Source organism: Pseudoalteromonas sp. SCSIO 43210 (genome assembly GCF_054133285.1).
In genome coordinates this window covers 4,783,307-4,807,653 of the sequence record NZ_CP087225.1, presented here as the reverse complement: position 1 = coordinate 4,807,653, position 24,347 = coordinate 4,783,307, and the positions used below count along the sequence as shown (strand labels likewise).

The 24,347-nt window shown below is 38.7% G+C and carries 25 protein-coding genes; 21 read left to right on the top strand and 4 right to left on the bottom strand.

The features are described from left to right. Positions 1-14: 14 nt before the first annotated feature. The 3 genes from LOS73_RS20770 to hmpA are packed head-to-tail and all read left to right on the top strand — an operon-like array spanning position 15 to position 2,719. On the top strand, positions 15-284 hold the full coding sequence (locus tag LOS73_RS20770; protein ID WP_033030275.1) for a hypothetical protein: 270 nt from the start codon (positions 15-17) through the stop codon (positions 282-284). Next, positions 284-1,516, top strand: coding sequence for an NnrS family protein (locus LOS73_RS20765; protein WP_457934249.1), 1,233 nt, complete (start codon positions 284-286; stop codon positions 1,514-1,516). Before LOS73_RS20770 ends, LOS73_RS20765 begins: the two co-directional genes overlap by 1 nt. A gap of 21 nt (positions 1,517-1,537) precedes the next feature. Next, positions 1,538-2,719: an NO-inducible flavohemoprotein gene (gene hmpA / locus LOS73_RS20760; RefSeq protein WP_457934248.1), complete on the top strand. Its 1,182-nt coding sequence runs from the start codon at positions 1,538-1,540 to the stop codon at positions 2,717-2,719. A gap of 95 nt (positions 2,720-2,814) precedes the next feature. On the opposite strand, the gene LOS73_RS20755 is transcribed toward hmpA, so the two are convergent. Beyond that, positions 2,815-3,468: an endonuclease gene (locus tag LOS73_RS20755; protein WP_033030270.1), complete on the bottom strand. Its 654-nt coding sequence runs from the start codon at positions 3,466-3,468 to the stop codon at positions 2,815-2,817. A gap of 192 nt (positions 3,469-3,660) precedes the next feature. After that, the gene (locus tag LOS73_RS20750) at positions 3,661-6,372 is read right to left on the bottom strand and encodes a TonB-dependent receptor (protein ID WP_457934247.1); all 2,712 of its coding nucleotides are present in this window, start codon (positions 6,370-6,372) and stop codon (positions 3,661-3,663) included. 423 nt (positions 6,373-6,795) lie between these two features. On the opposite strand from LOS73_RS20750, the gene LOS73_RS20745 reads away from it, so the two are divergent. Further along, positions 6,796-7,176, top strand: a complete 381-nt coding sequence (locus tag LOS73_RS20745; RefSeq protein ID WP_008138697.1) for a hypothetical protein — start codon at positions 6,796-6,798, stop codon at positions 7,174-7,176. Between the two features lie 10 nt (positions 7,177-7,186). Here LOS73_RS20745 and LOS73_RS20740 read toward each other — a convergent pair whose 3' ends face one another. Then, positions 7,187-7,627: a PaaI family thioesterase gene (locus LOS73_RS20740; protein WP_149613426.1), complete on the bottom strand. Its 441-nt coding sequence runs from the start codon at positions 7,625-7,627 to the stop codon at positions 7,187-7,189. A 167-nt stretch (positions 7,628-7,794) separates the two neighbouring features. Between LOS73_RS20740 and lexA the strand changes: the two genes are divergently transcribed. The 5 genes from lexA (at position 7,795) to LOS73_RS20715 (ending at position 13,056) form a co-directional block, all read left to right on the top strand. Next, the gene (gene lexA, locus LOS73_RS20735) at positions 7,795-8,412 is read left to right on the top strand and encodes a transcriptional repressor LexA (RefSeq protein WP_007376396.1); all 618 of its coding nucleotides are present in this window, start codon (positions 7,795-7,797) and stop codon (positions 8,410-8,412) included. A 468-nt stretch (positions 8,413-8,880) separates the two neighbouring features. Beyond that, positions 8,881-10,023: a cytochrome c oxidase subunit II gene (gene coxB / locus LOS73_RS20730; RefSeq protein WP_007376397.1), complete on the top strand. Its 1,143-nt coding sequence runs from the start codon at positions 8,881-8,883 to the stop codon at positions 10,021-10,023. Then, on the top strand, positions 10,023-11,615 hold the full coding sequence (ctaD, locus tag LOS73_RS20725; protein ID WP_002959615.1) for a cytochrome c oxidase subunit I: 1,593 nt from the start codon (positions 10,023-10,025) through the stop codon (positions 11,613-11,615). The genes coxB and ctaD overlap by 1 nt, the downstream gene beginning before the upstream one ends. Beyond that, positions 11,615-12,145, top strand: a complete 531-nt coding sequence (locus LOS73_RS20720) for a cytochrome c oxidase assembly protein (RefSeq protein ID WP_007376398.1) — start codon at positions 11,615-11,617, stop codon at positions 12,143-12,145. Before ctaD ends, LOS73_RS20720 begins: the two co-directional genes overlap by 1 nt. Positions 12,146-12,180: 35 nt before the next feature. After that, positions 12,181-13,056, top strand: a complete 876-nt coding sequence (locus LOS73_RS20715) for a cytochrome c oxidase subunit 3 (RefSeq protein WP_002959610.1) — start codon at positions 12,181-12,183, stop codon at positions 13,054-13,056. On the opposite strand, the gene LOS73_RS20710 is transcribed toward LOS73_RS20715, so the two are convergent. After that, positions 12,959-13,267, bottom strand: a complete 309-nt coding sequence (locus tag LOS73_RS20710; protein WP_083503347.1) for a DUF2909 family protein — start codon at positions 13,265-13,267, stop codon at positions 12,959-12,961. The genes LOS73_RS20715 and LOS73_RS20710 overlap by 98 nt on opposite strands. Before the next feature lie 14 nt (positions 13,268-13,281). On the opposite strand from LOS73_RS20710, the gene LOS73_RS20705 reads away from it, so the two are divergent. The 12 genes from LOS73_RS20705 to cheD all read left to right on the top strand — a co-directional run bounded on the left by LOS73_RS20705 (position 13,282) and on the right by cheD (position 24,341). Continuing rightward, on the top strand, positions 13,282-14,022 hold the full coding sequence (locus LOS73_RS20705; RefSeq protein WP_457934246.1) for an SURF1 family protein: 741 nt from the start codon (positions 13,282-13,284) through the stop codon (positions 14,020-14,022). Continuing rightward, on the top strand, positions 14,012-14,506 hold the full coding sequence (locus tag LOS73_RS20700; RefSeq protein ID WP_007376400.1) for a hypothetical protein: 495 nt from the start codon (positions 14,012-14,014) through the stop codon (positions 14,504-14,506). Before LOS73_RS20705 ends, LOS73_RS20700 begins: the two co-directional genes overlap by 11 nt. Before the next feature lie 28 nt (positions 14,507-14,534). After that, positions 14,535-15,524: a COX15/CtaA family protein gene (locus LOS73_RS20695; protein ID WP_096792251.1), complete on the top strand. Its 990-nt coding sequence runs from the start codon at positions 14,535-14,537 to the stop codon at positions 15,522-15,524. A 12-nt stretch (positions 15,525-15,536) separates the two neighbouring features. Next, positions 15,537-16,466 (top strand): heme o synthase, encoded by a 930-nt coding sequence (gene cyoE / locus LOS73_RS20690; RefSeq protein WP_007376402.1) that lies wholly within the window; start codon positions 15,537-15,539, stop codon positions 16,464-16,466. After that, a complete protein-coding gene (locus LOS73_RS20685) occupies positions 16,463-17,080 on the top strand; it encodes an SCO family protein (RefSeq protein ID WP_007376403.1) in 618 nt (205 codons plus the stop codon). Before cyoE ends, LOS73_RS20685 begins: the two co-directional genes overlap by 4 nt. Positions 17,081-17,245: 165 nt before the next feature. Further along, positions 17,246-17,518, top strand: a complete 273-nt coding sequence (locus tag LOS73_RS20680) for an STAS domain-containing protein (protein WP_007376404.1) — start codon at positions 17,246-17,248, stop codon at positions 17,516-17,518. A gap of 8 nt (positions 17,519-17,526) precedes the next feature. Then, entirely contained in the window at positions 17,527-17,889 is a 363-nt protein-coding gene (locus LOS73_RS20675; RefSeq protein WP_007376405.1) for a response regulator, read from the top strand. Positions 17,890-17,903: 14 nt separating this feature from the next. Then, positions 17,904-19,991, top strand: coding sequence for a chemotaxis protein CheA (locus tag LOS73_RS20670; RefSeq protein ID WP_033039601.1), 2,088 nt, complete (start codon positions 17,904-17,906; stop codon positions 19,989-19,991). Next, on the top strand, positions 19,988-20,473 hold the full coding sequence (locus tag LOS73_RS20665; protein ID WP_033030249.1) for a chemotaxis protein CheW: 486 nt from the start codon (positions 19,988-19,990) through the stop codon (positions 20,471-20,473). Before LOS73_RS20670 ends, LOS73_RS20665 begins: the two co-directional genes overlap by 4 nt. 55 nt (positions 20,474-20,528) lie before the next feature. Further along, positions 20,529-22,835 (top strand): methyl-accepting chemotaxis protein, encoded by a 2,307-nt coding sequence (locus LOS73_RS20660; protein ID WP_033030309.1) that lies wholly within the window; start codon positions 20,529-20,531, stop codon positions 22,833-22,835. Between the two features lie 74 nt (positions 22,836-22,909). After that, positions 22,910-23,740 carry a CheR family methyltransferase gene (locus LOS73_RS20655; RefSeq protein WP_033030247.1) on the top strand — a complete coding sequence of 277 codons (831 nt, stop codon included), beginning with the start codon at positions 22,910-22,912 and terminating at the stop codon, positions 23,738-23,740. Further along, positions 23,724-24,341, top strand: coding sequence for a chemoreceptor glutamine deamidase CheD (gene cheD, locus LOS73_RS20650; RefSeq protein WP_007376410.1), 618 nt, complete (start codon positions 23,724-23,726; stop codon positions 24,339-24,341). The genes LOS73_RS20655 and cheD overlap by 17 nt, the downstream gene beginning before the upstream one ends. Positions 24,342-24,347 lie beyond the last annotated feature (6 nt).

Sequence of the window (24,347 nt, the reverse complement as noted above, 5' to 3'; positions counted from 1 at the left end):
TTACAGAGATCGCCATGAACACACTAATGCTGAATAATTTAAATAATCAAACACAGTTTAGTTCACTGTACAAAACCGTATTATTTGCTGCCAATACTGCATTGGCTGTGAGTTTAGTGTGTATTACGGCAAGTATTTTAATTAGCTACCCGTTTGCAGAGTACTTTTCCATGGCGGTGCAAGTATCAGCTCATATTGGCACTATTGTTATTGCTGCTATTTTAAAAGTAAGTTACGTACTGCGCTGTGTTGCACAACATGGTTTAGGGCAGGAGGTACGATAATGCGCCCTATAAACTTAACTGAGCCAATGCCAGCACGCGTTGCTATTCATCAAGTATCTCAATGGCCGTTATGGATGCTCGCTTTTAGACCTTTCTTTTTAGGCGGTGGCTTATTGGCATTTTTGTCAGTTGGGTATTGGCTACTTATTTTAACAGGCCATGCAAGTTGGCACTTATCGATACTTGCGACATTATGGCACGCTCACGAAATGCTGTTTGGCTTTGCAGGAGTTGTAGCTGTTGGCTTTTTACTTACCGCTGCACAAACATGGACAGGCGTACCGAGCATAAGTGGCAAAGCCCTTATGTGGCTTACGTTTATATGGCTTGCAGCGCGCTTAGCCTTTTTTGTAGTACTGCCTGATATTGCTCATTTTAATTTATATGCTGCACTTACATTACAAGTTATTTGGTGGTTAGGCGCCATAGCCGCGTTGGCTAATATGTTATTAAAAGCCAATAGCAAAAGTAACTATCCATTTTTAGCTATTTTAGCGGTGCTTTGTGGGCTCAATGTATTGTATTTAATACTCATTTTACAGAAAAACATGCAACTTGCACTTGGTGTGGTTGATACCGCAGTACTGGTTATTACTTTACTAGTAGGCATTGTTGCGGGTCGCGTTTTACCATTTTTTACCGCTAAAGGTCTGGGTTTAACCGAGCAAGTTCGCACTCCTAAAATAGATAAAGCGGTGATGTATTTATCTATTGTGGCTATCACTTTATTTTTTATCAACAAGTTGTTTTTGAACACGATTAATCCTGCGTTAGTTGTTGCAACGGTTGCAGTGCTTCATCTGGTCAGGGCTGGTTGTTGGTGGGATAGCAAGGTATTGAGAGTGCCGTTGTTATGGTCTTTGCATTTTTCGTACCTTGCTCTAGGTGTTGGTTTGATGCTGGTGGCAATAAGCTTTTATAGCAGTGCAATACAATTTAAAGATGCGCTGCACTTAATCACTATTGGCACAATAGGTATGATGATTTTAGCAATGATGACGCGTGTATCGCATGGTCATACAGGGCGTACACTCGCTATTCCTCATTACATGGCTGTTGCTTTTGCGTTTTTGCTTGTGGCCGCTATTACTCGTTCATTACTCCCTTTTATTATTGGGCCTCACCTTGCTTGGCAAATAAGTGCTTTGCTGTGGCTAGTGGCTTTTTCATTATTTTTAATTCACTGCACACCTATATTAACGCGGCGTCGTGTTGATGGGCGCCGTGGTTAGTTTACCCATAGGAAAACACATATGTTATCTGATAAAACCATTGAGATTGTAAAAAGCACAGTTCCGTTATTAGCGCAGGCGGGTACGGTTGTTACCGATCATTTTTATAAGCGTTTATTTAGCCATAATCCTGAGCTTAAAAATATTTTTAATATGGCGAATCAAGATACAGGTCGTCAGCAATTTGCACTTTTTAATGCATTGGCTGCGTATGCACAAAATATTGATAATTTAGCCGTATTAAAAGAAGCGCTAACACGTATTAATCATAAGCATACAAGCTTGAATATTTTACCTGAGCATTACCCTATTGTAGGTGCGCATTTAATTGGTACATTAAAAGAGCTTATTCCTGAGCAATTTACTCCCGATGTTGAATACGCTTGGCGCGAAGCTTACGGCGTACTTGCTGATATTTGTATAACCGAAGAAGCTGCTTTGTATGAGCACAGTAAACATAAACACGGTGGTTGGGCGGGAACTCGCCAATTTAAAATAACCAACAAACAGGCTGAATCAGCACTCGTAACGAGTTTTACACTTACGCCAGTTGATGGCGAAGCTGTTATTACACATAAACCAGGGCAGTATTTAGGTATTAAAGTTAAGCCAGAGGGCGCCAAATATGAAGAAATTCGCCAGTATTCTATTTCACAAAAAAGTAACGCTAAAAACTACCGTATTAGTGTTAAAAAAGAGCTACAGCCAAAGCCTGGCATGGTGTCTAATTATTTACACTCATTAGAGCAAGGCACTATTGTTGAGTTATACCCGCCGGCAGGAGACTTCTTTTTACGCAATAACACAAGTCCAGTGGTTCTCATTTCAGCAGGTGTTGGGCAAACACCAATGCTGGCTATGCTTGAAACGTTATTAAGTGATAATTCTAATCAAGAGATTATGTATTTACATGCCTGCGAAAATACTCAGCAGCACTCGTTTTCAAAATATTTAAATGATCTAACAGCGCAGAATAACCACTTGCAAACAATAACGTGGTTTAATCAAGCGACAGAGGGCGCTGATTTTACAGGGTTGATGAGCTTAAACGCAGTACAAGCACAGCTACCATTGAGTAATGGCGACTTTTACTTGTGTGGCCCTGCGGGGTTCATGGCATTTATAAAAAACCAATTACTTGGGCTCGGTGTTAAAAGTGAGCATATTCATTACGAAATATTTGGCCCGCATCAAGACTTATAATACCGTTTAAAAGTGGGCATATTTTAGATAATTATTTAGCCTACTAACTTAATCGCGCACTATAAGGTTTACTCAATAGTGCGCAACCAATTAAATTATAGCTTTTTAGTATCACTTTGCGCTGCAAACGTTTGTTTTTGCCATGCATTAAAGAGCTTTTGTTGCTTATCTGATATCTTTAAACCGTAGGTTCTTTGCATATAAGCATAGGTGTCGGCTATACGTTTTCGCGCATAAACAGGCGGTTCAACTACACGTTGTTTAAAGTTTACTTTTACTTCGCAGCGACCATACTGTGTGGCGTTTTCGCTAAGCATGCCAAATCGATAATTGGAGCGATCGGCATTAATTTCGCCAATAGCTGGCGCTAAGTTGTTTATATCGGCTTCCATTTTTCTAAATTTAGCACTTACTTTTCTACAATTTTTTCGCCCGCCATCTTGCCAACATTGTAGTTGATGACCAAATTCCCACGCCGGAACAATGTGTTCCCACTCAATGCGTAGTGCTCGCACGTTTATCTTACCTGAGCGTGTAAGCGTATTTCTCGGAACGTAACCACAGTTTGCGGGATCTGGAACGAGTTTTTTACCTTCTTTTTTAATGTCGCAGCCGCAGTAGATGCTTTTAGCGTTGTCAGGTAGGGTTTTAATAAGGTGTTTTTTTGCAGTAGAAAAACGGGTGAACTGCTCCGCCGATACCGAAACACACAAAAAACAAGCCAATAAGGCCAGAATAAATCGAGTCATATCCATCACATATGTGAACTACAGGAATGGCTAGTTTAAGCTGTTGATTAAAAAAGATAAAGAAGACTTAGAATTTAGCTTGAAATGGTTACTGGTACTTGCTCTTTTTATTTTTGTAAAAAAGCTGATAGTGCGGGGAAACTATCAGCTTTGTATAAGCTATTTAACCTGAGCTTTGGTTAAGATATTTACTTACATACTATAGCGAATACCTAAAAAGAATTGCCTACCAGTATGGTTATACTCTCGTGGTAAATTAAGTGTTCCGTCACCAGTGGTATACAAGCGCTCGTATTCATCGGTTAAGTTAATAGCTTCAAATGTTACGGTTACATTGTCATTGAGGTTATAAAAAGCAGAAAGGTCATAATGTGCTGGACCTGTTGTTGCTTCTTCAGCATTACCATTACTGCCAGTATAATCAGTAATGTAGTTATCGCGTTTATTCATTGAAACGCGAGCGCCATAATTTTCTTCTTCGTAATAAAGTGTGAAATTATATGAATTTTTAGAAAGCCCCGTTATTTCTCCTGCGGATACGTGAGTGTAGTTAGAAACAATACCGGTATTTTTTAATAACCCCGGTAAAAAGCTAAATGGCTGTTGATATATTAGCTCAATACCTTTAACAACAGTTCCCTTGCCATTTACAGGTACGTAATGGGTGTAGGGTGTTGTTCTTGGGTCAAGTGCACTTGATGGATCGTATTGCGGATCGTTATCAATGAAAGGTAAGTATGCAGGGTCAACTAATTTTTCCTCAGTTGAGCTGGTGATGAAAGTACCTATATCTTTATAAAAACCAGTTAAAGCAAGTAGCGACTCTTCATCAAAATACCATTCGATACCTAAATCAGTATTTGTTGAGGTGAATGGGTCTAAAAATGGATTACCCGCACTGACTGTTCCATTTAAATAGGAGAATGATGGGTTACCTGGGTTTAGTGAGCCAAGGCTTGGACGAGTCATGGTTTTGGATAACCCTAAACGTACAACAACATCTTGCGTTGCATCCAGTGCTAAATTTAAAACAGGTAAAACATTATCGTAACTATTTTCAATTTCAACAGGATCGCTTTGAATAAAGCCCGTTGATGTTGTTTCTGTTTTTACATAACGTAAGCCTACATTTGTTCGTAGGAGCATATCAGATATTTCATATTCAAAATCTGATTGAATATAAGCAGCGATGGTTTCCTCTTCAACTTCCCAGCTTTGTGCACTTCGCGCCGTCCACTCTTTATTGAGTAGTTGTGATTCAATTGCATCAAAATCGGCCACAATAAATTGCGGCAACGTACCATCATAGCCTGAACCATAATCATCGAAAGGCATTAATTGTGAAAAGCCGACGGCTGACTCTTGATCCGGAAATCCATTAATTTGCGATTCATCATAGTTTACTGTTCTATCGTTATAAGCAACCCCACCTTTGATGCTCATAAAGTCTGTTTCGTAAGTTAAATCTAATTTGGCAGTATCATTTTTTCTGAGTACATCCGTAGCACGAAGTCGACCGTCTGTTAAATTAAATGAACTTGCATCTAAATTATCATAGCCATAATCCATCACTGCAGTATTTGCGCTATTTCCAAAATCAATTGAGACGGTATGAGGTGTATTGCTTGTCATATTATAACGATATTGCTCAGAGCGAGCATTTGACTCAGCGGTGCCGATCATTGCATCTAATTTTAAGTAGTCAGATAGGTGGTATTTACCAGATAACACATACTGTTTAAATTTTGTTTTAGATACCTGTTGACGGCTTTCTGCACGGGACTTTACTCCACTAAATGTACCTGCCTGAATTTGTTTTCCATTTTCGGCAACTGTAATAGAGTCTGGAGTGATCTCGCTAAATGTATTTCTGAACATTTCGAAGAAATTATACATCGTACGACTGTTGTCGAGGGTAGAATGCAAGGTATCGAAGGTAATTACTAAGTCATCGTTAGGCGCATACTGTAATGAGCCTGTAAAACCTAATCTATCTTGTTCATTACCAAAAAAATCAGGGCGGGGAAGTCGAGGAGTCCATAGGCAATTTACATCATCAACTTGCTCACCTTCAAATTCACAATTTCCCACATCAGCTGTGCCAATAACGTCAGTATTTGATGTGTCAGCATAGACACCGCCGCCGTCTTTGACGGGGGTTGTCCAGCGAACAGTACCAAAACCTTCTTGGCGAACTGTGCGCTCTGATTTAGCGACAGAGAATAAAGCCCCAAAGGTATCGTCAGCAAATGTATTACTGATCATAAATACCATTCTAGGGTCTGTCTCTTCTGTTAAATCGTTATAGCCTGCCTGTGCCGACGCAGCTACATGAAGACCGGGGGAATCAAAAGGTTTTGCTGAATACATATCGACAGTACCTGCAATACCTCCTTCTTCGGTTGCAGCTGTTGGTGATTTTTGAATATCAACGCGATTGAATAGCTCTGATGCAAAAACGTTGAAGTCAAATGCTCTGCCGCCATTTACACCACCACCCGAATCAGTCCCATCTGTACTAGCAGGAACTTCCATACCATTAAGGGTTGAGCGGGTAAAAGATGGGCCTAAACCACGTAGAGTAATTTGACGTCCTTCTCCTCCTTCTCGCGAAATTGCGACACCAGGGATTCGCTGTAGTGACTCTGCGATATTTAAATCTGGAAATTTACCAATGTCTTCGGCTGCAATTGATTCCGTGGTATTTACTTCAAACCTTTTGGTAGCCAGCGATTTATTAAGTGATGATCTGAAGCCTGTAACTTCGATTAACTCAATTTCACTTTTCTTTTTTATATTTGTTTGTTCGGCTTCTTCAGCACTGATTTGAGCTGTCGTGCTAATTAATAATGCACTAATAATGTAATTAAGTGGCCTGAGAGTGAATCTTTTTGACGTTTTCATTGTGTGTTCCTGCTGAATTTAGGTAATGCCACTCAGTTCAGATTTTGCACTTATTTTTTGTGTTATAAGTAAGCGTAAATATGAGTGAGGTGTGTTTGGCTTTATTTAAATACACCTCTTTAAGCAGTGTATTTAACCCGCACACTTAAAATGCCACCGGTGGCATATGAAAGTCAAGGTTATTTTTTATACTTTTTTAAACAATAATTCACTTAATTTTAATCCTCAAAGGTCAACAGGCCATGGAGTTTATAAAAAAGTATTGTTTGTACTTAAAAATGATAAATATTAAATAATGGACTATGAATGCGTAAAACTATCTATTTACCATATAAAACAGCTTATATTACATAGTTGATTTGGTATAAAAGTAAAACTGCGTTAAAGTTTGCGGTGTAATCATTAGAGGATAAATACTAAACAATGTCGGAAATTCAATTTTTAAATGTAGATCTTGAGCTTGAATCAAAGCAAGATATTAGTTTGCTAGTGGCAGACTTGAAAAAAGTCGCGACGATTTTACATTATGACAAAGACGAATACCGTCAATTAGCCCGCATTGAAGCAACAGGTGTAGTAAACACGCCTGACAAAGCAATAAACCATATATGTGAGCTTATTGAATCGTGTTCGCGCAACGCGCTAAAGCAATGGTTAAGCTGTTCACGTAGAACGTTTGATATTGGTTTTGAATCAGGCACATCGCCTAAGTGTTTTAACCAAGCTTTAGATGCAGATACATTATTACGTATATCTGCTATTGGTGCGGGTATGGAAATTACAATTTACCCAATCGAAAAGTAACAGTAAGTAATTATCTTCGCTCTACTACGGCTGCGGTCATTCTTGATACGCAGCAAAGCTCGTTTCGACTATTAGTAATTTTTATTTCCCAGACTGAACTACGCTTACCAATATGAAACGCTTTTGCGGTGGCTGTTAAAGTACCATTACGAGATGCTTTTAAGTGACTGGCGCTAATTTCTTGTCCGACACAATAAAACTGAGTGAAGTCGACTACGAAGTTAGCTGCATAACTTGCTACTGTTTCGGCAAGCACTACGTTGGCTCCTCCATGCACCATGCCCATTGGATTATGATGCGCTGGTATGGCAGGCATAGTTGCTACGAGGTAATCATCACCAATTTCGGTAATTTCAATTCCCATGGTTTTCATTAGTGTACCTTGGCCGTTAACGCCTTTCTCTAACTGCTTGCACAACTCTAAAGTGATGGGCTGGTACCAAATACTCATAATGTCTCCTTTGCATTTTTAATCATTTATAAACTTAGCTTTAGTTATATCTTTGAAATGTACACAAGTGAAATTACTTTAGCTATTTTAAGGCTTAATTTAAATTTGCGATTTTTATTTAACTGTATATACTCACAGTTAAATGTACTGTATGGAAAACCAGTTGTATGCGACCATTAACGAAGCGCCAAGCTCAAATTCTCGAATTAGTTAAAGTTTTTATTAAAGACACTGGTATGCCTCCTACACGTGCTGAAATTGCACAAACATTAGGCTTTAAAAGTGCCAATGCTGCTGAAGAGCATTTAAAAGCGCTTGCTAAAAAAGGTGCTATTAAGATGAAACCAGGTGCAAGCCGAGGTATTCAACTTGTTGAGGAAGAAGAGCCTGAACAGTTAGGTTTACCTCTTATCGGGCGAGTCGCAGCGGGAGAGCCTATTTTGGCGCAAGAGCACGTTGAGAGTCATTGTAAAATTGATCCATTAATGTTTAAACCGGCTGCGGATTTTTTATTGCGCGTTAACGGTATGAGCATGAAAGATATAGGTATTATGGATGGTGATTTGTTAGCTGTGCATAAAACTCAAGTTGCAGAAAATGGACAAGTTGTAGTTGCTCGTGTTGATGATGATGTTACCGTAAAGCGGTTTGAAAAAGCAGGCCGAAAAGTATTATTGCATGCTGAGAATGACGACTTTTCGCCAATTGAAGTTGATCTAGAAAATGAATCTTTTAATATAGAAGGTTTAGCCGTTGGAGTTATTCGTAACGCTGATTGGATGTAGTTTTTAATTTATTTTTATAAATGCGTGCTTTTTAGCACGCATTTTTGTTTTAACATTAGCACTAAAAATAGGACGTAAACAGCCAACTAATTATTTTAGCTGTAAATTTTTTTGCACTTATATTTTCCCCCTCCGAATGCGTTAAACCCCTTTGTTTTGCTCATATTTCGAACTTCCTGTTGATTAGTTGATTACTGATTTTTTATTAATTACTCAATATCACCTGATTGTTTTTTATACTAAAACTTGCTTGTTGTTCGTTTTTTAGCTAATTATTAATGTGCTGAGCTAATAATAACTCACAGCTTTTTAGTTTTGAGAACACACAATATACACAAACTCGTTGTTGGCGCAGCAAAACCAATCAATATTAAATAAGATTGGCTAAAAAAATAAAAATAACGAATTGGCGTTTAAGCCGTATGCCTCTTCGCTTTGCATTCGCAATAGCATCAAAGGAGCCGTCACATGGGTAAACTGACCTCTACCTTGTGGCTTATATTATGTGTTTTTTCGCACTCAGTTTTGGCGAACAGCCAATACAATATGCGCAAAGGCGTAACCGATATAAGCAATAATGTATATCAGCTGCACATGACCATATTTATAATATGTTGTGTGATTGGGGTGATAGTGTTCGCAATTATGTTTTGGGCACTTATTCATCACCGTAAATCTAAAGGGGCTGTACCTGCCCAATTTCACGAAAGCACTAAAGTAGAAATACTTTGGACTGCAATTCCGTTTGTTATTTTAATTGCTATGGCAGTACCAGCCACTAAAACCCTTATTGCAATGGAAGATGCCAGTAAAGCTGATCTCACTATTAAAATTACGGGTTCGCAATGGAAATGGCATTATGAATATATGGGCGAAGATGTAGAGTTCTACTCTATTTTATCTACCCCGCAAGATGAAATCGCGAATCTTGCAGATAAAAACCCTAACTACTTACTTGAGGTTGATAAGCCTCTTGTACTGCCAATAAATCAAAAAGTACGATTTTTAATGACTTCTGATGATGTTATTCACTCTTGGTGGGTACCTGATTTTGCAGTTAAAAAAGATGCGAACCCCGGCTTTATAAACGAAACATGGACGAACATAAACGAAGAAGGTACTTACCGAGGCCAATGTGCTGAGTTGTGTGGTAAAGACCATGGCTTTATGCCCGTTGTGGTGGTCGTTAAATCTGAGGCTGATTTTAAAACATGGCTTGCAGATGCAAAGCAGGCGAAGCAGAAAGCTGCGCTGGCAGATGCCGCATTACTTGATAAAACCCTCCCAAAAGAAGAGTTAATGACTTTAGGCGAACAAGTATATATGGCTAATTGTGCAGCGTGCCATCAGCCTACGGGCATGGGGTTACCGGGTGTATTTCCTGCACTTAAAGGCAGTCCGATAGTGCTTGGCGATATAAAAGATCACATTGATGTAGTTATCCATGGACGACCCGGTACGGCAATGCAAGCTTTTGCCAAGCAGTTATCTATAAAGCAATTAGCTGCGGTTATTACTTATAAACGTAATGCGTGGGGTAATGATACGGGTGATGTTATTCAACCGAGTCAAATACAGACAGCACTTGATGCCAAAGTGGAGGCGAACTAATGAGTAGCATAGTAGAACAACCTAACGCCAATGAAGCTCATCATGCTCATCACCCAGCTAAAGGTTTTAAACGCTGGCTTTACACAACTAATCATAAAGATATAGGTAGTTTATATTTAATTTTTTCGCTGACCATGTTCTTAATTGGTGGCGCAATGGCTATGGTGATCAGGGCTGAATTATTTCAACCAGGCTTACAGTTGGTCGACCCTCACTTTTTTAATCAAATGACCACAGTGCATGGTTTAATTATGGTGTTTGGTGCGGTTATGCCCGCCTTTACAGGCCTTGCTAACTGGATGATACCACTCATGATTGGCGCGCCAGATATGGCATTGCCAAGAATGAATAACTGGAGCTTTTGGATTTTACCGTTTGCGTTTTTAATCCTATTGGCATCGTTATTTATGCCTGGTGGGGGCCCTGCATTTGGCTGGACTTTTTATGCACCATTGTCCACAACATACAGTAATGATAATACTGCATTGTTTGTATTTGCCGTACATATTATGGGGATTAGCTCAATAATGGGCGCAATCAATGTGATTGTAACCATAGTGAACCTACGTGCCCCCGGCATGACATGGATGAAGTTGCCCTTATTTGTATGGACGTGGTTAATTACTGCCTTTTTATTAATAGCGGTAATGCCAGTACTTGCAGGGGCTGTCACTATGGTACTTACCGATAAGTATTTTGCGACCAGCTTTTTTGATGCTGCAGGCGGTGGCGATCCGGTGATGTTTCAGCACATCTTTTGGTTTTTTGGTCACCCTGAAGTATACATAATGATTCTTCCTGCCTTTGGCATTATATCTACAATAGTACCTACCTTTTCTCGTAAAAAACTTTTTGGCTATGCCTCAATGGTATACGCCACATCCTCCATAGCACTATTGAGCTTTATTGTATGGGCTCATCATATGTTTACTACTGGGATGCCGGTCGCTGGCGAGTTGTTTTTTATGTACGCGACCATGCTTATATCGGTACCTACAGGAGTAAAAGTATTTAATTGGGTTGCCACAATGTGGAAAGGCTCAATAACTTTTGAAGTGCCAATGCTTTTTAGTATTGCGTTTATTGTGCTGTTTACCTTAGGTGGCTTTTCGGGGTTGATGCTGGCAATTACACCTGCTGACTTTCAGTACCACGATACTTATTTTGTAGTGGCGCATTTTCATTATGTATTAGTAACAGGGGCTGTATTTTCGATAATGGCGGGGGCCTATTACTGGCTGCCCAAGTGGACGGGCAATATGTTTAATATCACATTGGCTAAATGGCATTTTTGGCTATCGCTGGTGAGCGTGAACGTACTGTTTTTTCCTATGCATTTTGTAGGGCTTGCCGGTATGCCGCGTCGAATTCCCGATTACGCTCTTCAATTTGCCGACTTTAACGCAATCATAAGTATTGGTGGGTTTGCCTTTGGTTTATCGCAATTGTTGTTTGTAGCTGTGGTAATTAAATGCGCGCGTGGAGGTGATAAAGTGCCTGCAAAAGTATGGGAAGGGGCAGAAGGCCTTGAGTGGGAAGTTGACTCTCCAGCGCCATATCATACTTTTTCTACGCCGCCGGTAATTAAGTAATGACACACGCACCGCTACTCAAACGTTTGGTACTTATTTGCATAGGCATGTTTGCCTTTGCCTTTGCTTTAGTACCTTTGTATGACGTGTTTTGTGATGTAACAGGGCTTAATGGAAAGCCTTCGCTTGAGCAAGCAGAGCAAAGTACAAAAATAGTACAAAACCGAGAAGTTGGCGTTAGCTTTACTACTCACGCACAAAGTGGTGCACCGTTTGAAGTTAAATCAAAAGAATACAGTGTAGTGGTAAAACCCGGTGCAATGCGTGAAGTAATGTTTACTGCAAAAAATAACAGCAACCTAGATAAAGTAATGCAGGCTGTACCATCAGTCTCACCAGGTAAAGCGGCAAAGTATTTACATAAAATAGCCTGTTTTTGCTTTGATCAGCAACCTCTAAAAGCAGGGGAAGAACTTGAATTTAAATTGCTTTTTTATGTTGATACCGCACTGCCAAGCGACATTGAAGAATTAACTTTATCTTATACCGTATTTGATATTAGTGAACAGCTGGTGGCAAGTAATAACTAGCTTTTTAAACTAGTGTGAAACTAGGAGTAAATAAAATGAATCAAGAATATGAGCATTATTATGTACCAGAACAAAGCCCGTGGCCTATTGTAGGTGCTGTTGCATTGTTTTTTATTGCAGTAGGGGCAGGCTTAACAGTTATGAGTGTAGGTAAAGAAGGTGGTAGCGGGGTTTATCTGCTTTATGCCGGTATTGCTGTACTTGTGTATATGTTGTTTAGCTGGTTTAAAAATGTAATTAGTGAATCGGACCAAGGTTTGTACTCAGCACAAATGGATCGCTCTTTTAGACAAGGTATGAGCTGGTTTATTTTTTCTGAAGTTATGTTTTTTATGGCCTTTTTTGGTGCGCTTTTTTATGCACGCGTATTGTCGGTACCTTGGCTTGGAGGTGCAGGCAATAATGCAATGACTAACGAGGTATTATGGCCTACTTTTGAAGCCGTTTGGCCGCTTGTTTCAACACCTGCTGGCGAAACTACTCAAGCTATGGGCTGGCAAGGCTTACCACTTATAAATACCTTAATACTGCTTACTTCCTCCGTTACTTTGCATTTTGCCCACGTAGCGATGGAAAACAATAAACGTACTCCACTTAAGGTTTTTTTAGGCGCTACTATTTTATTGGGTGTTTGCTTTTTAGGGCTGCAAGTTGAGGAGTACATGCATGCATATAATGACCTTAACCTAACGCTAGATGCGGGTATTTACGGTAATACGTTCTTTTTATTGACTGGTTTTCATGGCATGCATGTAACGCTAGGAACCGTACTTTTATTTGTAATATTTTTACGGATATTAAAAGGACACTTTACTAAAGATAAGCACTTTGCTTTTCAAGCAGCTGCTTGGTATTGGCACTTTGTAGATGTGGTGTGGCTGTGTTTGTTTGTATTTGTATATGTGCTGTAGCGTTTATTGGCGAATTATTTGCTTTAATAAAACCAAGTTTAAGCGCTGCAATAACAACAACTAAAACAACGACCGAAAACAATACGCGACGACCTAAAAAGTGAGACATAGGTCGTCCCCCTGTTTTCCCTGACACCATAATAAACAATGCTCTAAATAAGTTAAAAAGTATAAATATTAACAACAGTACGATAATAATTTTAATAATCACTGAGTTGACCCTTTATGCAGTTAGTTTTATGGCACAAACAAAAGCTTAGCTCACTAATCACACTTTGTATGGTTGTGGTTGTTGTACTTGTGTGTGTGCGATTAGGGTTTTGGCAGTTGGAGCGAGGTGAGCAAAAGCAGCAACAGCTAACCGCCATAGCTAAGCAACAGACTCGTGGTGTGATGAGCTGGTCTCAATTACTTAACCTGCCTGATAGCTGGAACAAAACTGGTGTATTGGTTGAGTTAAAAGGGCGGTTTGTACAAAGCCAATATTGGCTTTTAGATAATCAAGTTTATAACGGACAAGTAGGGTACGACTTACTTGCTTTACTAAAGCCAGACAGCGAAGAAAAAGTGATTTTAGTTAATTTAGGATGGGTAAAAGCGCCTATATCTAGAGATGCACTGCCAAAGGTTACTCTGCCTACAGGTATTTTTGTTCTTAAAGCGCAAATAAAAGAAAATAACTTAAGTAGCTTTACGCTTGAAGATAAAACTACAAATAACGACTTACCTACAAGAATCCAATCTATCGACTTGAATATGTTGAGCACTCAAAGCCAGCAATCATTAATTAATTTTATGGCTTACAGACAAGGTACTGGTGATGAGATTGCAACACCTCATTATGAGGCCGTTGTTATGAGCCCTCAAAAGCATAATGCCTACGCTGTGCAATGGTTTTTAATTGCTACCGCATGTGCTGTTGTGGCTATTTTTGCGAGTAAAAAAAGGACACATAATGAAAAATAATCCCCTTTTGTTGTTTGTGGGTTGCTGCGCTATCCCATTAATTTTGGCATATGGCGCATTAAAGTTTGATTGGTTGCCTACTGCAATTACTAATAATGGCGAGTTTTTAAGCCAAGAAATAAAACTTAAAAATTGGCCGAAAAATAATCCCAAGCAATGGACTATCGCACTTAATTATTCAAACGAATGTAACACCCCATGCAGCGAACAACTCAATGCACTGAATAACTTATATGTGGCACTTGGTAAAAACCAAGGCAAGGTTGATATGGCTGTAATGGGAAGTCCCAACAATAAAAATCTACCATGGAAAATTATTACCGAGCAACAGAGTTTAAATCCTGCAAGTTTGTATTTAATTGATCATATGGGGTTAGTGGTACTTGAATATCCCTTTAAGGCCGAGCCACAAGAAAACCGTTTAGTACAAAAAGGGTTATTAAAAGATCTAAAAAAATTACTTAACTATTCTCGTTCTAGCTAACTAAGTTGAGCTTAAGTTGGAGTATCTGATGTATAAAAATTATAAAAACTTAGTATTAATAACAGGATTACTCGCTTTGATTGTAGTTGCTTTAGGTGCGTACACCCGCTTAAGTGATGCAGGATTAGGGTGCCCCGATTGGCCTGGCTGTTACGGCTTTTTAACGGTACCTAAGCATGAGGCTGACATAGCCTTAGCAACTCAAAGCTACCCCGATATGATGTTCGAAACCGCAAAAGCGTGGAAAGAAATGATTCATCGCTACTTTGCAGGTGCTTTAGGTTTACTTATTTTAGGTTTATTTGTGTTGGCTTTTTTAAAGCGCCAATATCCAACTACGCCAGTTAAATTGCCTTTGGCTTTACTTCTACTCGTGGTGTTTCAGGCTGCCCTTGGTATGTGGACAGTAACCATGAACCTTCAGCCGCTTATTGTAATGGGCCACTTATTAGGTGGCTTTAGTATTTTGTCACTTATAACGCTTTTATATTTACGGCTAACCGCAAAACCCATTATGGGTGGCGATAGCGGCGCAAAACGCTATTTCGGTTTAAGTTTAGTAGCGCTCAGTGTATTAATTATCCAAATTGCACTTGGTGGTTGGCTGGCTGCAAATTACGCCGCTCCACATTGTAGTGGTTTGCCATTGTGTAATTACGCACAACCGTTTTCATTAAGTAGCGTATTTCAATTACCACTTGAGCACAGTAATTATGAGTTTGGTGTGTTATCGCAGCAAGCGCGTATGTCTATTCATTTATTACATCGTATTTGGGCACTGGTTACTTGCATCGTTCTGGCGCTAATTATGTGGAAAATATACAGCCAAGCGTACTCTAAAAAAATTAAAAATTGCGTTGTGAGCGTATTACTTGTCCTGCTTTGCCAAATTAGCTTAGGGCTTATTTTAGTACATTTGCATATTCCGTTGGGAGTTGCACTGGCGCATAACTTGATGGCTGCCATACTGTTATTAAGCATGGTTAGGTTGTGTTATTACCTAAAATCACGCACATAAAGGGGAAATATAATGGCACTTATAATTGATAAAAAAATACTGCTACCCGTTAATACTCAATCGCTAATTTCGCGTACTCATAATTTGCTGCAAGACTACTTAGCAATTAGTAAATTTAAAGTGGTAGCCATGCTGGTACTAACAGCTTGGGTTGGTTTAGCGCTGGCTCCTGATGTAGGACGTGGTATGGCTGTACAGTTTATTAGCTTGTTAGGTATAGGGCTACTTTCTGCTGCTGCAGCGGTTATTAATCACGTGGTTGATAGTGAGATAGACTCAAAAATGGCGCGGACTCGTCATCGCCCTGTGGCTAAAGGGCGTTTAAGTAAAACACACGCGCTTAGTTTTGCAGCTGTTATTGGGGTTGCTGGTTTTATTATGCTGATGGTGTGGGCTAATACTTTAACCGCTATATTAACGTTATTTGCATTGGTAGGTTATGCATTTGTTTATACATCATTTTTAAAGCGTGCTACACCGCAAAATATTGTTATAGGTGGGTTGGCTGGCGCAATGCCTCCATTATTAGGTTGGGTGTCAGAAACAAACCAAATGGCAGCAGCCCCTTGGTTACTTGTAATGATAATATTTACCTGGACTCCGCCACACTTTTGGGCGCTGGCTATAGCACGAAAAAGTGATTATGAACGCGCTAAAATCCCTATGTTACCAGTAACCCATGGTATCGATTTTTGTAAAACCTGCGTTGTTGCTTATTCTGTTTTACTCGCTGTTGTTTGCGTATTGCCTTATTTAATCGGTATGTCTGGAGTAATTTATTTAATAGGCGCATGTGTATTAAATGCAGTGTTTATATATAAGGCGGTCAAATTAAAAATTGCTGGAAATGATGAGACTGCAATGGACTTATTTCGTTTTTCGATTATTCATTTAATGGTACTCTTTGTAATCTTATTTATAGATAAATGGCTCCCTTTATGAAGCAGTTATGGCTTGGATTAATTGTTGTTTTAGTTTTGTTTTTATCAGCATGTTCAAATGAAAATAGTCCACCTGATGTAGATGCATTAGTTTACGAAAATGCAAAGCCACTGTCTGATTTTACGTTAAACGATCAGCGCGGCGAATTAGTGACTAAGCAACAATTTTTAGGACAGTGGAATTTAGTATTTTTAGGCTACACAAGCTGCCCAGATATCTGTCCATTAACATTAGCTAAGTTAAATGCTGTTTATAAAAACTTACAGGCAGATTATCCGCTACAAGTTTGGTTTTTATCGGTTGATCCAAAACGCGATACACCAGCTAAACGAAAGCAATATATAGATTACTTTAACCCTGATTTTTTAGCTGTATCAGGGGAACATAAACACCTTTTTCCTGTTGTTCGAGAGCTTGGCTTAATTTACGCCATTAGCGATAGTAGTGAATCAGAATATGCAGTTGATCATAGTGCTTCGGTCGCTATGGTTGATCAAAATGGAGCCGTAAGAGCTATTTTTAAACCCGAATTTAAACAAGGTAGTGTGCCATTAATTAATGCGACGACTTTAACTGAAGAGTTTAAAAAAATAGCCGATTACTATAAAAACTAGTTTTTAACTTTTCATGTATTTTAAAGGAGCTTTATGCTCCTTTTTTTTGTTTTTCATTCCTGTTACAAAAATTAATTTAATTTTTTTAGGCCCTTTTATGGCATTTTTAATAACTAGGTCTAAGCTTTTATTATGAAATAAATTGACAAGGAATGCACTTACTAAATGTTAAAACTTCCACGTGAACTTGTCATTATGCAAGCTGAAACACTGCATCAAGATTTACTAAAAGAACTCAATAGTAATAATGATATTTGTCTTGATATTAGCGATGTAATGTCTGCCGATACTGCCTCAATTCAACTTTTATGTGCTTTGCAAAAACATCTGCTTATCATTAAGCATAAAATAATTTGGGTAGGGGCGAGTGAAGCATTAACACATTCAATTGAGCAACTCGGTTTAAGTCATTACTTAATACTTGAAAGTAAAGGTTAGGAATTCATATGAAAAAAATTTTAGCGGTTGATGACTCAGCATCAATGCGTCAAATGGTAAGTTTTACTCTAAAAACAGCAGGGTTTGATGTAATTGAAGCAAAAGATGGAAGTGAAGCGTTAGCTATCGCTAAACAACAAGATTTTGATGTCGTAATTTCGGATGTAAACATGCCAATAATGGATGGTATTACGTTGATTAGAGAGCTGCGAGGCTTACCTAATTATAAATTTACACCATTACTTATGCTCACTACAGAGTCGGGCTTAGAAAAAAAAGTAGAAGGTAAAGCCGCTGGCGCAACAGGTTGGATAGTTAAACCGTTTAACCCAGAACAGCTATTAGCCGTTATTAAAAAGGTTATTCGCTAGCGAAGGAGTATTGTGTGAGTATAGATTTGAGTCAATTTTTTGAAGTTTTCTTTGAAGAGAGTTTTGAAGGCCTAGATACTATGGAGGCTGAGCTTTTAAACTTAGTGCCAGGTGAGGAAGACTTAGAAACTATCAACACTATTTTTAGAGCTGCTCACTCAATTAAAGGGGGAAGTGGTACTTTTGGTTTTAGTTCTGTTGCTGATTTTACCCATGTACTTGAAACACTATTAGACCAGATCCGCCAAGGAGAGCGAGAACTTAGCACTGAACACGTTAATTTATTACTCAAAGCAGTTGATTGCTTGCGAGGTTTACTTGCCGCGCTTCAAGCAGATCAAGCGACTGATTTAACTGAAGCTAATGCTTTGCGGATGCAATTTGAACATGTGTTAGAGAAAAAAGACAACGTATTGGAGAGTAAGCCACAAAACGAAGCTGTGCTATCGACTAGCAACACATATCAAATTAACTTTAAGCCTCATCATCACTTATTTAAAACAGGAAATGAGCCGCTGTACATGATCAGTGAACTTGCTGAGTTAGGTGAATTAAAAACAACCGTTTTTTATGATTCAGTGCCTGATATTACGGAGTTAAGTTATGATGAATGTTTTTTACACTGGCGCTTTTTTTTAAATACAAGCCATGACGAAAAGGCGATAAAAGAAGTCTTTGAATGGGTAGAAGATGATGCAGAGATTACAGTTGAATTATGTGTAAGCTCATTTGATGATGAACAACCAGCTAGTATTTCAGATCATAACCATGATTTAGTTCTCTCAGAACAACCTGAAAAATTAGAAAAAATAACAACCTTACCCGCCAAATCAAAACCAAGTAGCAATAAAGATAAAAAAGTCGCTAGTGCGCCAGAGTCAACCTCAATCCGTGTTGGCATTGATAAGGTTGACTCATTAATAAACATGGTTGGTGAACTGGTAATTACTCAAGCTATGCTGAATCAGCTAAGTGAACAGGAAATAACATCAACTACGATTACGTCGTTGAAAGAGGGTTTAGCGCAACTTGCACACAATACACGTGACTTACAAGAAAACGTAATGCGTATTCGTATGTTACCAATTAATTTTGTATTTAGTCGCTTTCCTCGATTGGTACGCGACATAGCACAAAAGCTAAATAAGAAAGTCGAGCTTAAGTTGATTGGTGAGCAAACCGAACTTGATAAAACCGTAATGGAAAAAATTTCAGATCCTATGGTGCACTTGCTTAGAAACTCGCTTGATCATGGGTTAGAAACCGTAGATCAAAGAGTGCTTGCAGGAAAAAATCCAGTGGGAATTGTCACGTTAAATGCATTTCATCAAGGCGGTAATATTGTTATTGAGATAATGGATGATGGTCAAGGCCTTAATACCAAAAAAATTAAAGAAAAAGCAATCGCAAATGAGTTAATTACAGCCGATAGTAATTTAACGGACAATGAAATCAATGAACTAATTTTTATGCCTGGCTTCTCTACTATGGATGAAGTGAGTGAGCTATCGGGTCGAGGTGTAGGCATGGATGTTGTTAAGCGTAACATTCAATCTTTAAATGGTTCAGTTGAAGTAACATCGGCCCCTGGTATTGGTTCAACATTCACAATTCGATTACCGCTTACGCTAGCTATTTTAGATGGTCAGCTCGTTAAAGTCGCTCAACATACCTATATTATACCGCTCATTTCGATTGTTGAGTCATTACAAATTGATATCACAAAAGTAAGTCGAGTGGGTAAAGACCTTGATGTACTCAGACTTCGAGATGAATATATTCCTATTTTACGTCTATACGCTATTTTTAATCATCAAAATGCGATTGAGTCTTTAGATAAAACATTACTCGTAGTAGTTGAAACTGATAACCAAAAAGTAGGACTTTTAGTTGATGATTTATTGTCTCAGCAACAGGTTGTGATTAAAAGTTTAGAAGCTAACTATCACAAAGTTGATGGCGTATCGGGTGCCACTATTTTAGGAGATGGGCGCGTATCGCTGATTGTGGATATTAGTGGCTTAATAAAGCTCTCAGGTTTAAAAAAACCAGGCAGTCAAGAACTAACCATTGAAACGCAAGCCACTTTGGAGGCGTTATGAACTCAGCGCAAAGCCAGCTCAGTAACCAATTAAACCTGCAGCAGCAGCAAGGAGTGAAGCAATTTTTAACTTTTATTATGGCTGATGAAGAGTACGGCGTTGATATTCTAACAGTACAAGAAATTCGTAGCTGGGAGGAAATTACAGTACTACCTAACGCACCTGAGTTTGTAAAAGGCGTAATTAACTTGCGGGGTACAATTGTGCCAATTATTGATTTACGTTTACGGTTTGGCTTACCAAGTACTGATTATGGACCATTGACAGTGGTTATTGTTATAAAAATAGAGTTTGAACAGGGCAGTAAAATTATAGGTATTGCAGTAGATGCAGTCTCTGATGTTTACAGTATTGTAGAGCAAGATGCTAAAGCTGTTCCTAGTTTATCTGAATCAAATAATTGTGAGTACGTTGCTGGGTTGGTCAATGTGGGCGATAAAATGGTGGCGTTGATCGACTTACAAAAAACAATGAATATTTAGTTTATAAAATAACTAAATAAAGTAATAAAAAATAAACTTAAAGGTGGTGATGGGCATGGGATGGTTTAGTAATCCAAAACAGTCAGAATCAAGTAATGATTTAATTGTAAGCGCATTAAACAAGTCATTAGCTGTGATTGAGTTTGAGCCAAGCGGGATAATAATTACCGCAAATGCTAACTTTCTTAGCGTAATGGAATACCAATTAGAAGACGTACAAGGACAACACCATTCTTTATTTGTAGATTATGATGATGCTAAAAGTAATGACTACAAAAATTTTTGGCAGCGTCTTCGTAATGGCGAGTTTATTTCCGATGAATTTAAGCGTTTTGCTAAAAGTGGTAAAGAGGTTTGGATTCAGGCTACTTACAATCCAATTATTAACTCTGAGGGCCAAGTACTCAAAGTCGTTAAACTTGCTACAGATATCACAGATCAAAAGTTGGTATCGGCAAATGCTGCCGGACAAATTAGTGCAATTAGTAAATCCCAAGCGGTTATCGAATTTAGTTTAGATGGCAGTATTATTAGCGCTAATGATAATTTTTTAAATGCTCTTGGTTATCAGCTTGATGAAATTAAAGGTCAGCATCATAGATTATTTGTCGCACCGGAATATGCAAATAGCAATGAATACAAAGAGTTTTGGACTAAACTTGGTCGAGGCGAGTTTGATTCAGGTGAGTATTTACGAATAGGAAAGCAAGGCCAAGAAATTTGGATACAAGCCTCTTATAACCCAATCTATGATATGAATGGTAAGCCTTTTAAGGTTATTAAGTACGCTACAAATATTACAGCGCAAAAAGAGCTTGAAAAAGCTTCTAGAAAGGCAGCCGATTTAGCTAATGCCCTAAAAGTTTGCCAGGCAAATGTAATGATTGCCGATGAAGAGCTTAATATTATTTTTGTGAACGATTGCGTTCAAAAAATGCTTAAAATACGAGAAAAAGAACTGCAAACAGTATTACCAAACTTTTCTGTAGATAATCTTATAGGTACCTGCGTTGATGACTTTCATAAGCACCCTGCGCACCAACGTGAGTTACTAAAAAATTTGGATAAACCACATAAAGCTGAATTACTTTTAGCAGGTGTTACTTTTACCTTAATAGCTTCACCTTGGATTAGTCAAGAAGGTAAAAAGTTAGGCACAATTGTGGAATGGGAAGATAGGACTGCTGAAGTTGCTATAGAAAAAGAAATTGCGGCGCTCATTAGTGCAGCAGGTAAAGGCGATTTAGATACAAGAGTTATTGAAAATGGAAAAGAAGGATTTTTCTTACGTTTAGCTCAAGGGCTAAATAGTTTAGTTAAAATTGTTGATGATGCTGTCGCCGATACTGGAGATATGCTTGATGCTATGGCAAATGGTGATTTGTCAAAACGAATCGAGAAAGAATATAAAGGCTCATTTGATAAACTCAAACGTGATGCAAATACGACAGCAGATAAGCTCACCGAAGTTATAAATCGGATAAATTCATCGGCTACGTTAGTTGCAAGTGGCGCTGAAGAGATATCTCAAGGCAATGCTGATTTGAGTCAGCGAACAGAAGAGCAAGCCTCGTCACTTGAAGAAACAGCATCAAGCATGGAAGAGATGACCAGTACCGTTCGCCAAAATGCTGATAACGCAAAAGTAGCAAATGATTTGGCAGAAGAAACCTGTGAAAAAGCAATACAGGGTGGCGAAGTCGTTAACAGAGCTGTCACGAGTATGTCGGCGATTAATGAATCAAGCAAAAAAATTGCTGACATTATTGGGGTTATTGACGAAATAGCATTTCAGACCAATTTATTGGCGCTTAATGCTGCTGTAGAGGCTGCTAGAGCTGGTGAACAAGGGCGAGGCTTTGCGGTTGTTGCAGGGGAAGTTCGTAACTTAGCTCAGCGCTCAGCAGGCGCAGCTAAAGAAATTAAAGAATTAATAAGAGACAGTGTAGGTAAGGTCGCTGATGGTTCTCAATTAGTTAATGAATCAGGCGCTACACTGAAAGAAATTGTTGTTTCAGTACAACGAGTCACACAAATGATTTCTGATATTACAGAAGCATCCGAAGAGCAAAGCGCCGGTATTGAACAGGTAAATAAAGCTATTTCACAAATGGATGAAATGACTCAACAAAATGCTGCTTTAGTAGAGCAAGCCTCTGCCGCTGGCGAGTCTATGGCTGAGCAGGCAAATGAAATGCGCCGGTTACTCAACTTTTTCTCTTTAGGTCAGCAAGATATAGCGATGATTTCACCTACGATGCGAACGCCAACGCTATCTCAAAGGCCGCAGAATAATTATATTCGCAGTAAAACGCGAGGAGATAATTTTGTTGACTCGGCAGATGAATGGGAAGAGTTTTAACAACTCACCTTCTCGGCCTCGTTGTTATGTAATTACATTGAGGCATTGCTTGTTGGCTTGATTGAGAGTGAATAATGAAAGAGTTTTTATTTACCGACCGAGATTTCAAAGAGATTGCCGATCTTGTTTATAACGCATGCGGAATTGTATTAGGTGAACATAAACGAGAAATGGTTTATTCGCGTTTAGCAAGACGTATTAGAGAACGAAACCTTGTTGATTTTAAATCATATTTAGCTTTTTTGAAAAAGAATAAAGATCAAGAGTTCGATGCCTTCATTAATGCTATAACAACGAACTTAACATCTTTTTTTCGTGAAATTCATCATTTTGAATTTATTAAATCTGAACTTATCCCTGTCCTTTTAAAAACAAATAAGCACAGCAAACGCGTGAGATTTTGGTCTGCTGGTTGCTCAACTGGGGAGGAGCCTTACAGTTTAGCAATGACATTAAATGCTGCATTTCCGAGTGATTGGGATGTGAAAATCTTAGCCACAGATTTAGATTCAAACGTGTTAGCAAAAGCGCAAAGTGGCATGTATACCGCTGCAAATGTTAATGGACTCAGTGAGCAGCAGCTCAAGCGTTGGTTTTTAAAAAGTAAGGATGGTGAGGCATATAAAGTAAAGCCAAAATTGCAGGAGTGTATAGCGTTTAAACGTTTAAACTTATTACAAGAGTGGCCAATGAAGGGCCCTTTTGATCTTATTTTATGTCGTAATGTAGTTATTTACTTTGATAAAGAAACGAAAGATCAGCTTTTTGAGCGCTACGCTAATATATTGAGTGAGCAAGGGCATTTGTTCTTAGGTCACTCAGAGAGTATGGGTAAAGAGCATTCTCAATATAAAAACTTAGGTAAAACGATGTATCAAAAGGGCAGTAATGCACGCGGAATTTAGAACAGTATTACCTAGCTTTGAGCATATTAAGCGGTATTGGGATTCAGGTCGGCAGAGTGTTGTTGCCAAAGTGCTCCCTGGTGAGTTTTATGTGTCGAAAAACAATGAGCTTATTTCAACAGTACTCGGTTCGTGTATTGCGGCTTGCGTTTATGACGAAGTACTAGGAATTGGCGGGATGAACCATTTTATGCTGCCAATTCAAAAAGGAGTGGAGCTTAATAATGCACATAGCTTAAGTTGTCGTTACGGTAACTGGGCTATGGAATATTTAATAAACGAAGTGCTAAAAAATGGAGCTTCACGTCGAAACTTAAAGATTAAGCTGTTTGGTGGGGGGAAAATTATTAGCGCGATGACTGATATCGGTTTGGGTAATATTAGTTTTGCTACCGCTTATGTTCAAGAGGAAGCCCTTAATTTAGTGGCGCATGATATGGGAGGCCCTTGGCCAAGGAAAATATTTTTTCATCCCCACACTGGTAAAGTTCATATGAAAAAGTTGAAAAACCTACATAACAATACCATTGAGAAGCGTGAAGTTCGTTATTTACAAAGCCTTAAAAAACAAGATGTAGTTACGGATATTGAACTGTTTTAGGTGTGT

Coding starts and splice junctions, on each gene's coding strand:
- LOS73_RS20745 (WP_008138697.1), top strand. CDS start 6,796: ATGTCGGAAATTCAATTTTTAAATGTAGATCTTGAGCTTGAATCAAAG.
- LOS73_RS20685 (WP_007376403.1), top strand. CDS start 16,463: ATGAAGCAGTTATGGCTTGGATTAATTGTTGTTTTAGTTTTGTTTTTA.
- lexA (WP_007376396.1), top strand. CDS start 7,795: ATGCGACCATTAACGAAGCGCCAAGCTCAAATTCTCGAATTAGTTAAA.
- coxB (WP_007376397.1), top strand. CDS start 8,881: ATGGGTAAACTGACCTCTACCTTGTGGCTTATATTATGTGTTTTTTCG.
- LOS73_RS20740 (WP_149613426.1), bottom strand. CDS start 7,627: ATGAGTATTTGGTACCAGCCCATCACTTTAGAGTTGTGCAAGCAGTTA.
- LOS73_RS20705 (WP_457934246.1), top strand. CDS start 13,282: ATGCAGTTAGTTTTATGGCACAAACAAAAGCTTAGCTCACTAATCACA.
- cyoE (WP_007376402.1), top strand. CDS start 15,537: ATGGCACTTATAATTGATAAAAAAATACTGCTACCCGTTAATACTCAA.
- LOS73_RS20680 (WP_007376404.1), top strand. CDS start 17,246: ATGTTAAAACTTCCACGTGAACTTGTCATTATGCAAGCTGAAACACTG.
- LOS73_RS20660 (WP_033030309.1), top strand. CDS start 20,529: ATGGGATGGTTTAGTAATCCAAAACAGTCAGAATCAAGTAATGATTTA.
- LOS73_RS20750 (WP_457934247.1), bottom strand. CDS start 6,372: ATGAAAACGTCAAAAAGATTCACTCTCAGGCCACTTAATTACATTATT.
- LOS73_RS20770 (WP_033030275.1), top strand. CDS start 15: ATGAACACACTAATGCTGAATAATTTAAATAATCAAACACAGTTTAGT.
- LOS73_RS20765 (WP_457934249.1), top strand. CDS start 284: ATGCGCCCTATAAACTTAACTGAGCCAATGCCAGCACGCGTTGCTATT.
- LOS73_RS20700 (WP_007376400.1), top strand. CDS start 14,012: ATGAAAAATAATCCCCTTTTGTTGTTTGTGGGTTGCTGCGCTATCCCA.
- ctaD (WP_002959615.1), top strand. CDS start 10,023: ATGAGTAGCATAGTAGAACAACCTAACGCCAATGAAGCTCATCATGCT.
- hmpA (WP_457934248.1), top strand. CDS start 1,538: ATGTTATCTGATAAAACCATTGAGATTGTAAAAAGCACAGTTCCGTTA.
- LOS73_RS20655 (WP_033030247.1), top strand. CDS start 22,910: ATGAAAGAGTTTTTATTTACCGACCGAGATTTCAAAGAGATTGCCGAT.
- LOS73_RS20665 (WP_033030249.1), top strand. CDS start 19,988: ATGAACTCAGCGCAAAGCCAGCTCAGTAACCAATTAAACCTGCAGCAG.
- LOS73_RS20755 (WP_033030270.1), bottom strand. CDS start 3,468: ATGACTCGATTTATTCTGGCCTTATTGGCTTGTTTTTTGTGTGTTTCG.
- cheD (WP_007376410.1), top strand. CDS start 23,724: ATGCACGCGGAATTTAGAACAGTATTACCTAGCTTTGAGCATATTAAG.
- LOS73_RS20675 (WP_007376405.1), top strand. CDS start 17,527: ATGAAAAAAATTTTAGCGGTTGATGACTCAGCATCAATGCGTCAAATG.
- LOS73_RS20720 (WP_007376398.1), top strand. CDS start 11,615: ATGACACACGCACCGCTACTCAAACGTTTGGTACTTATTTGCATAGGC.
- LOS73_RS20715 (WP_002959610.1), top strand. CDS start 12,181: ATGAATCAAGAATATGAGCATTATTATGTACCAGAACAAAGCCCGTGG.
- LOS73_RS20695 (WP_096792251.1), top strand. CDS start 14,535: ATGTATAAAAATTATAAAAACTTAGTATTAATAACAGGATTACTCGCT.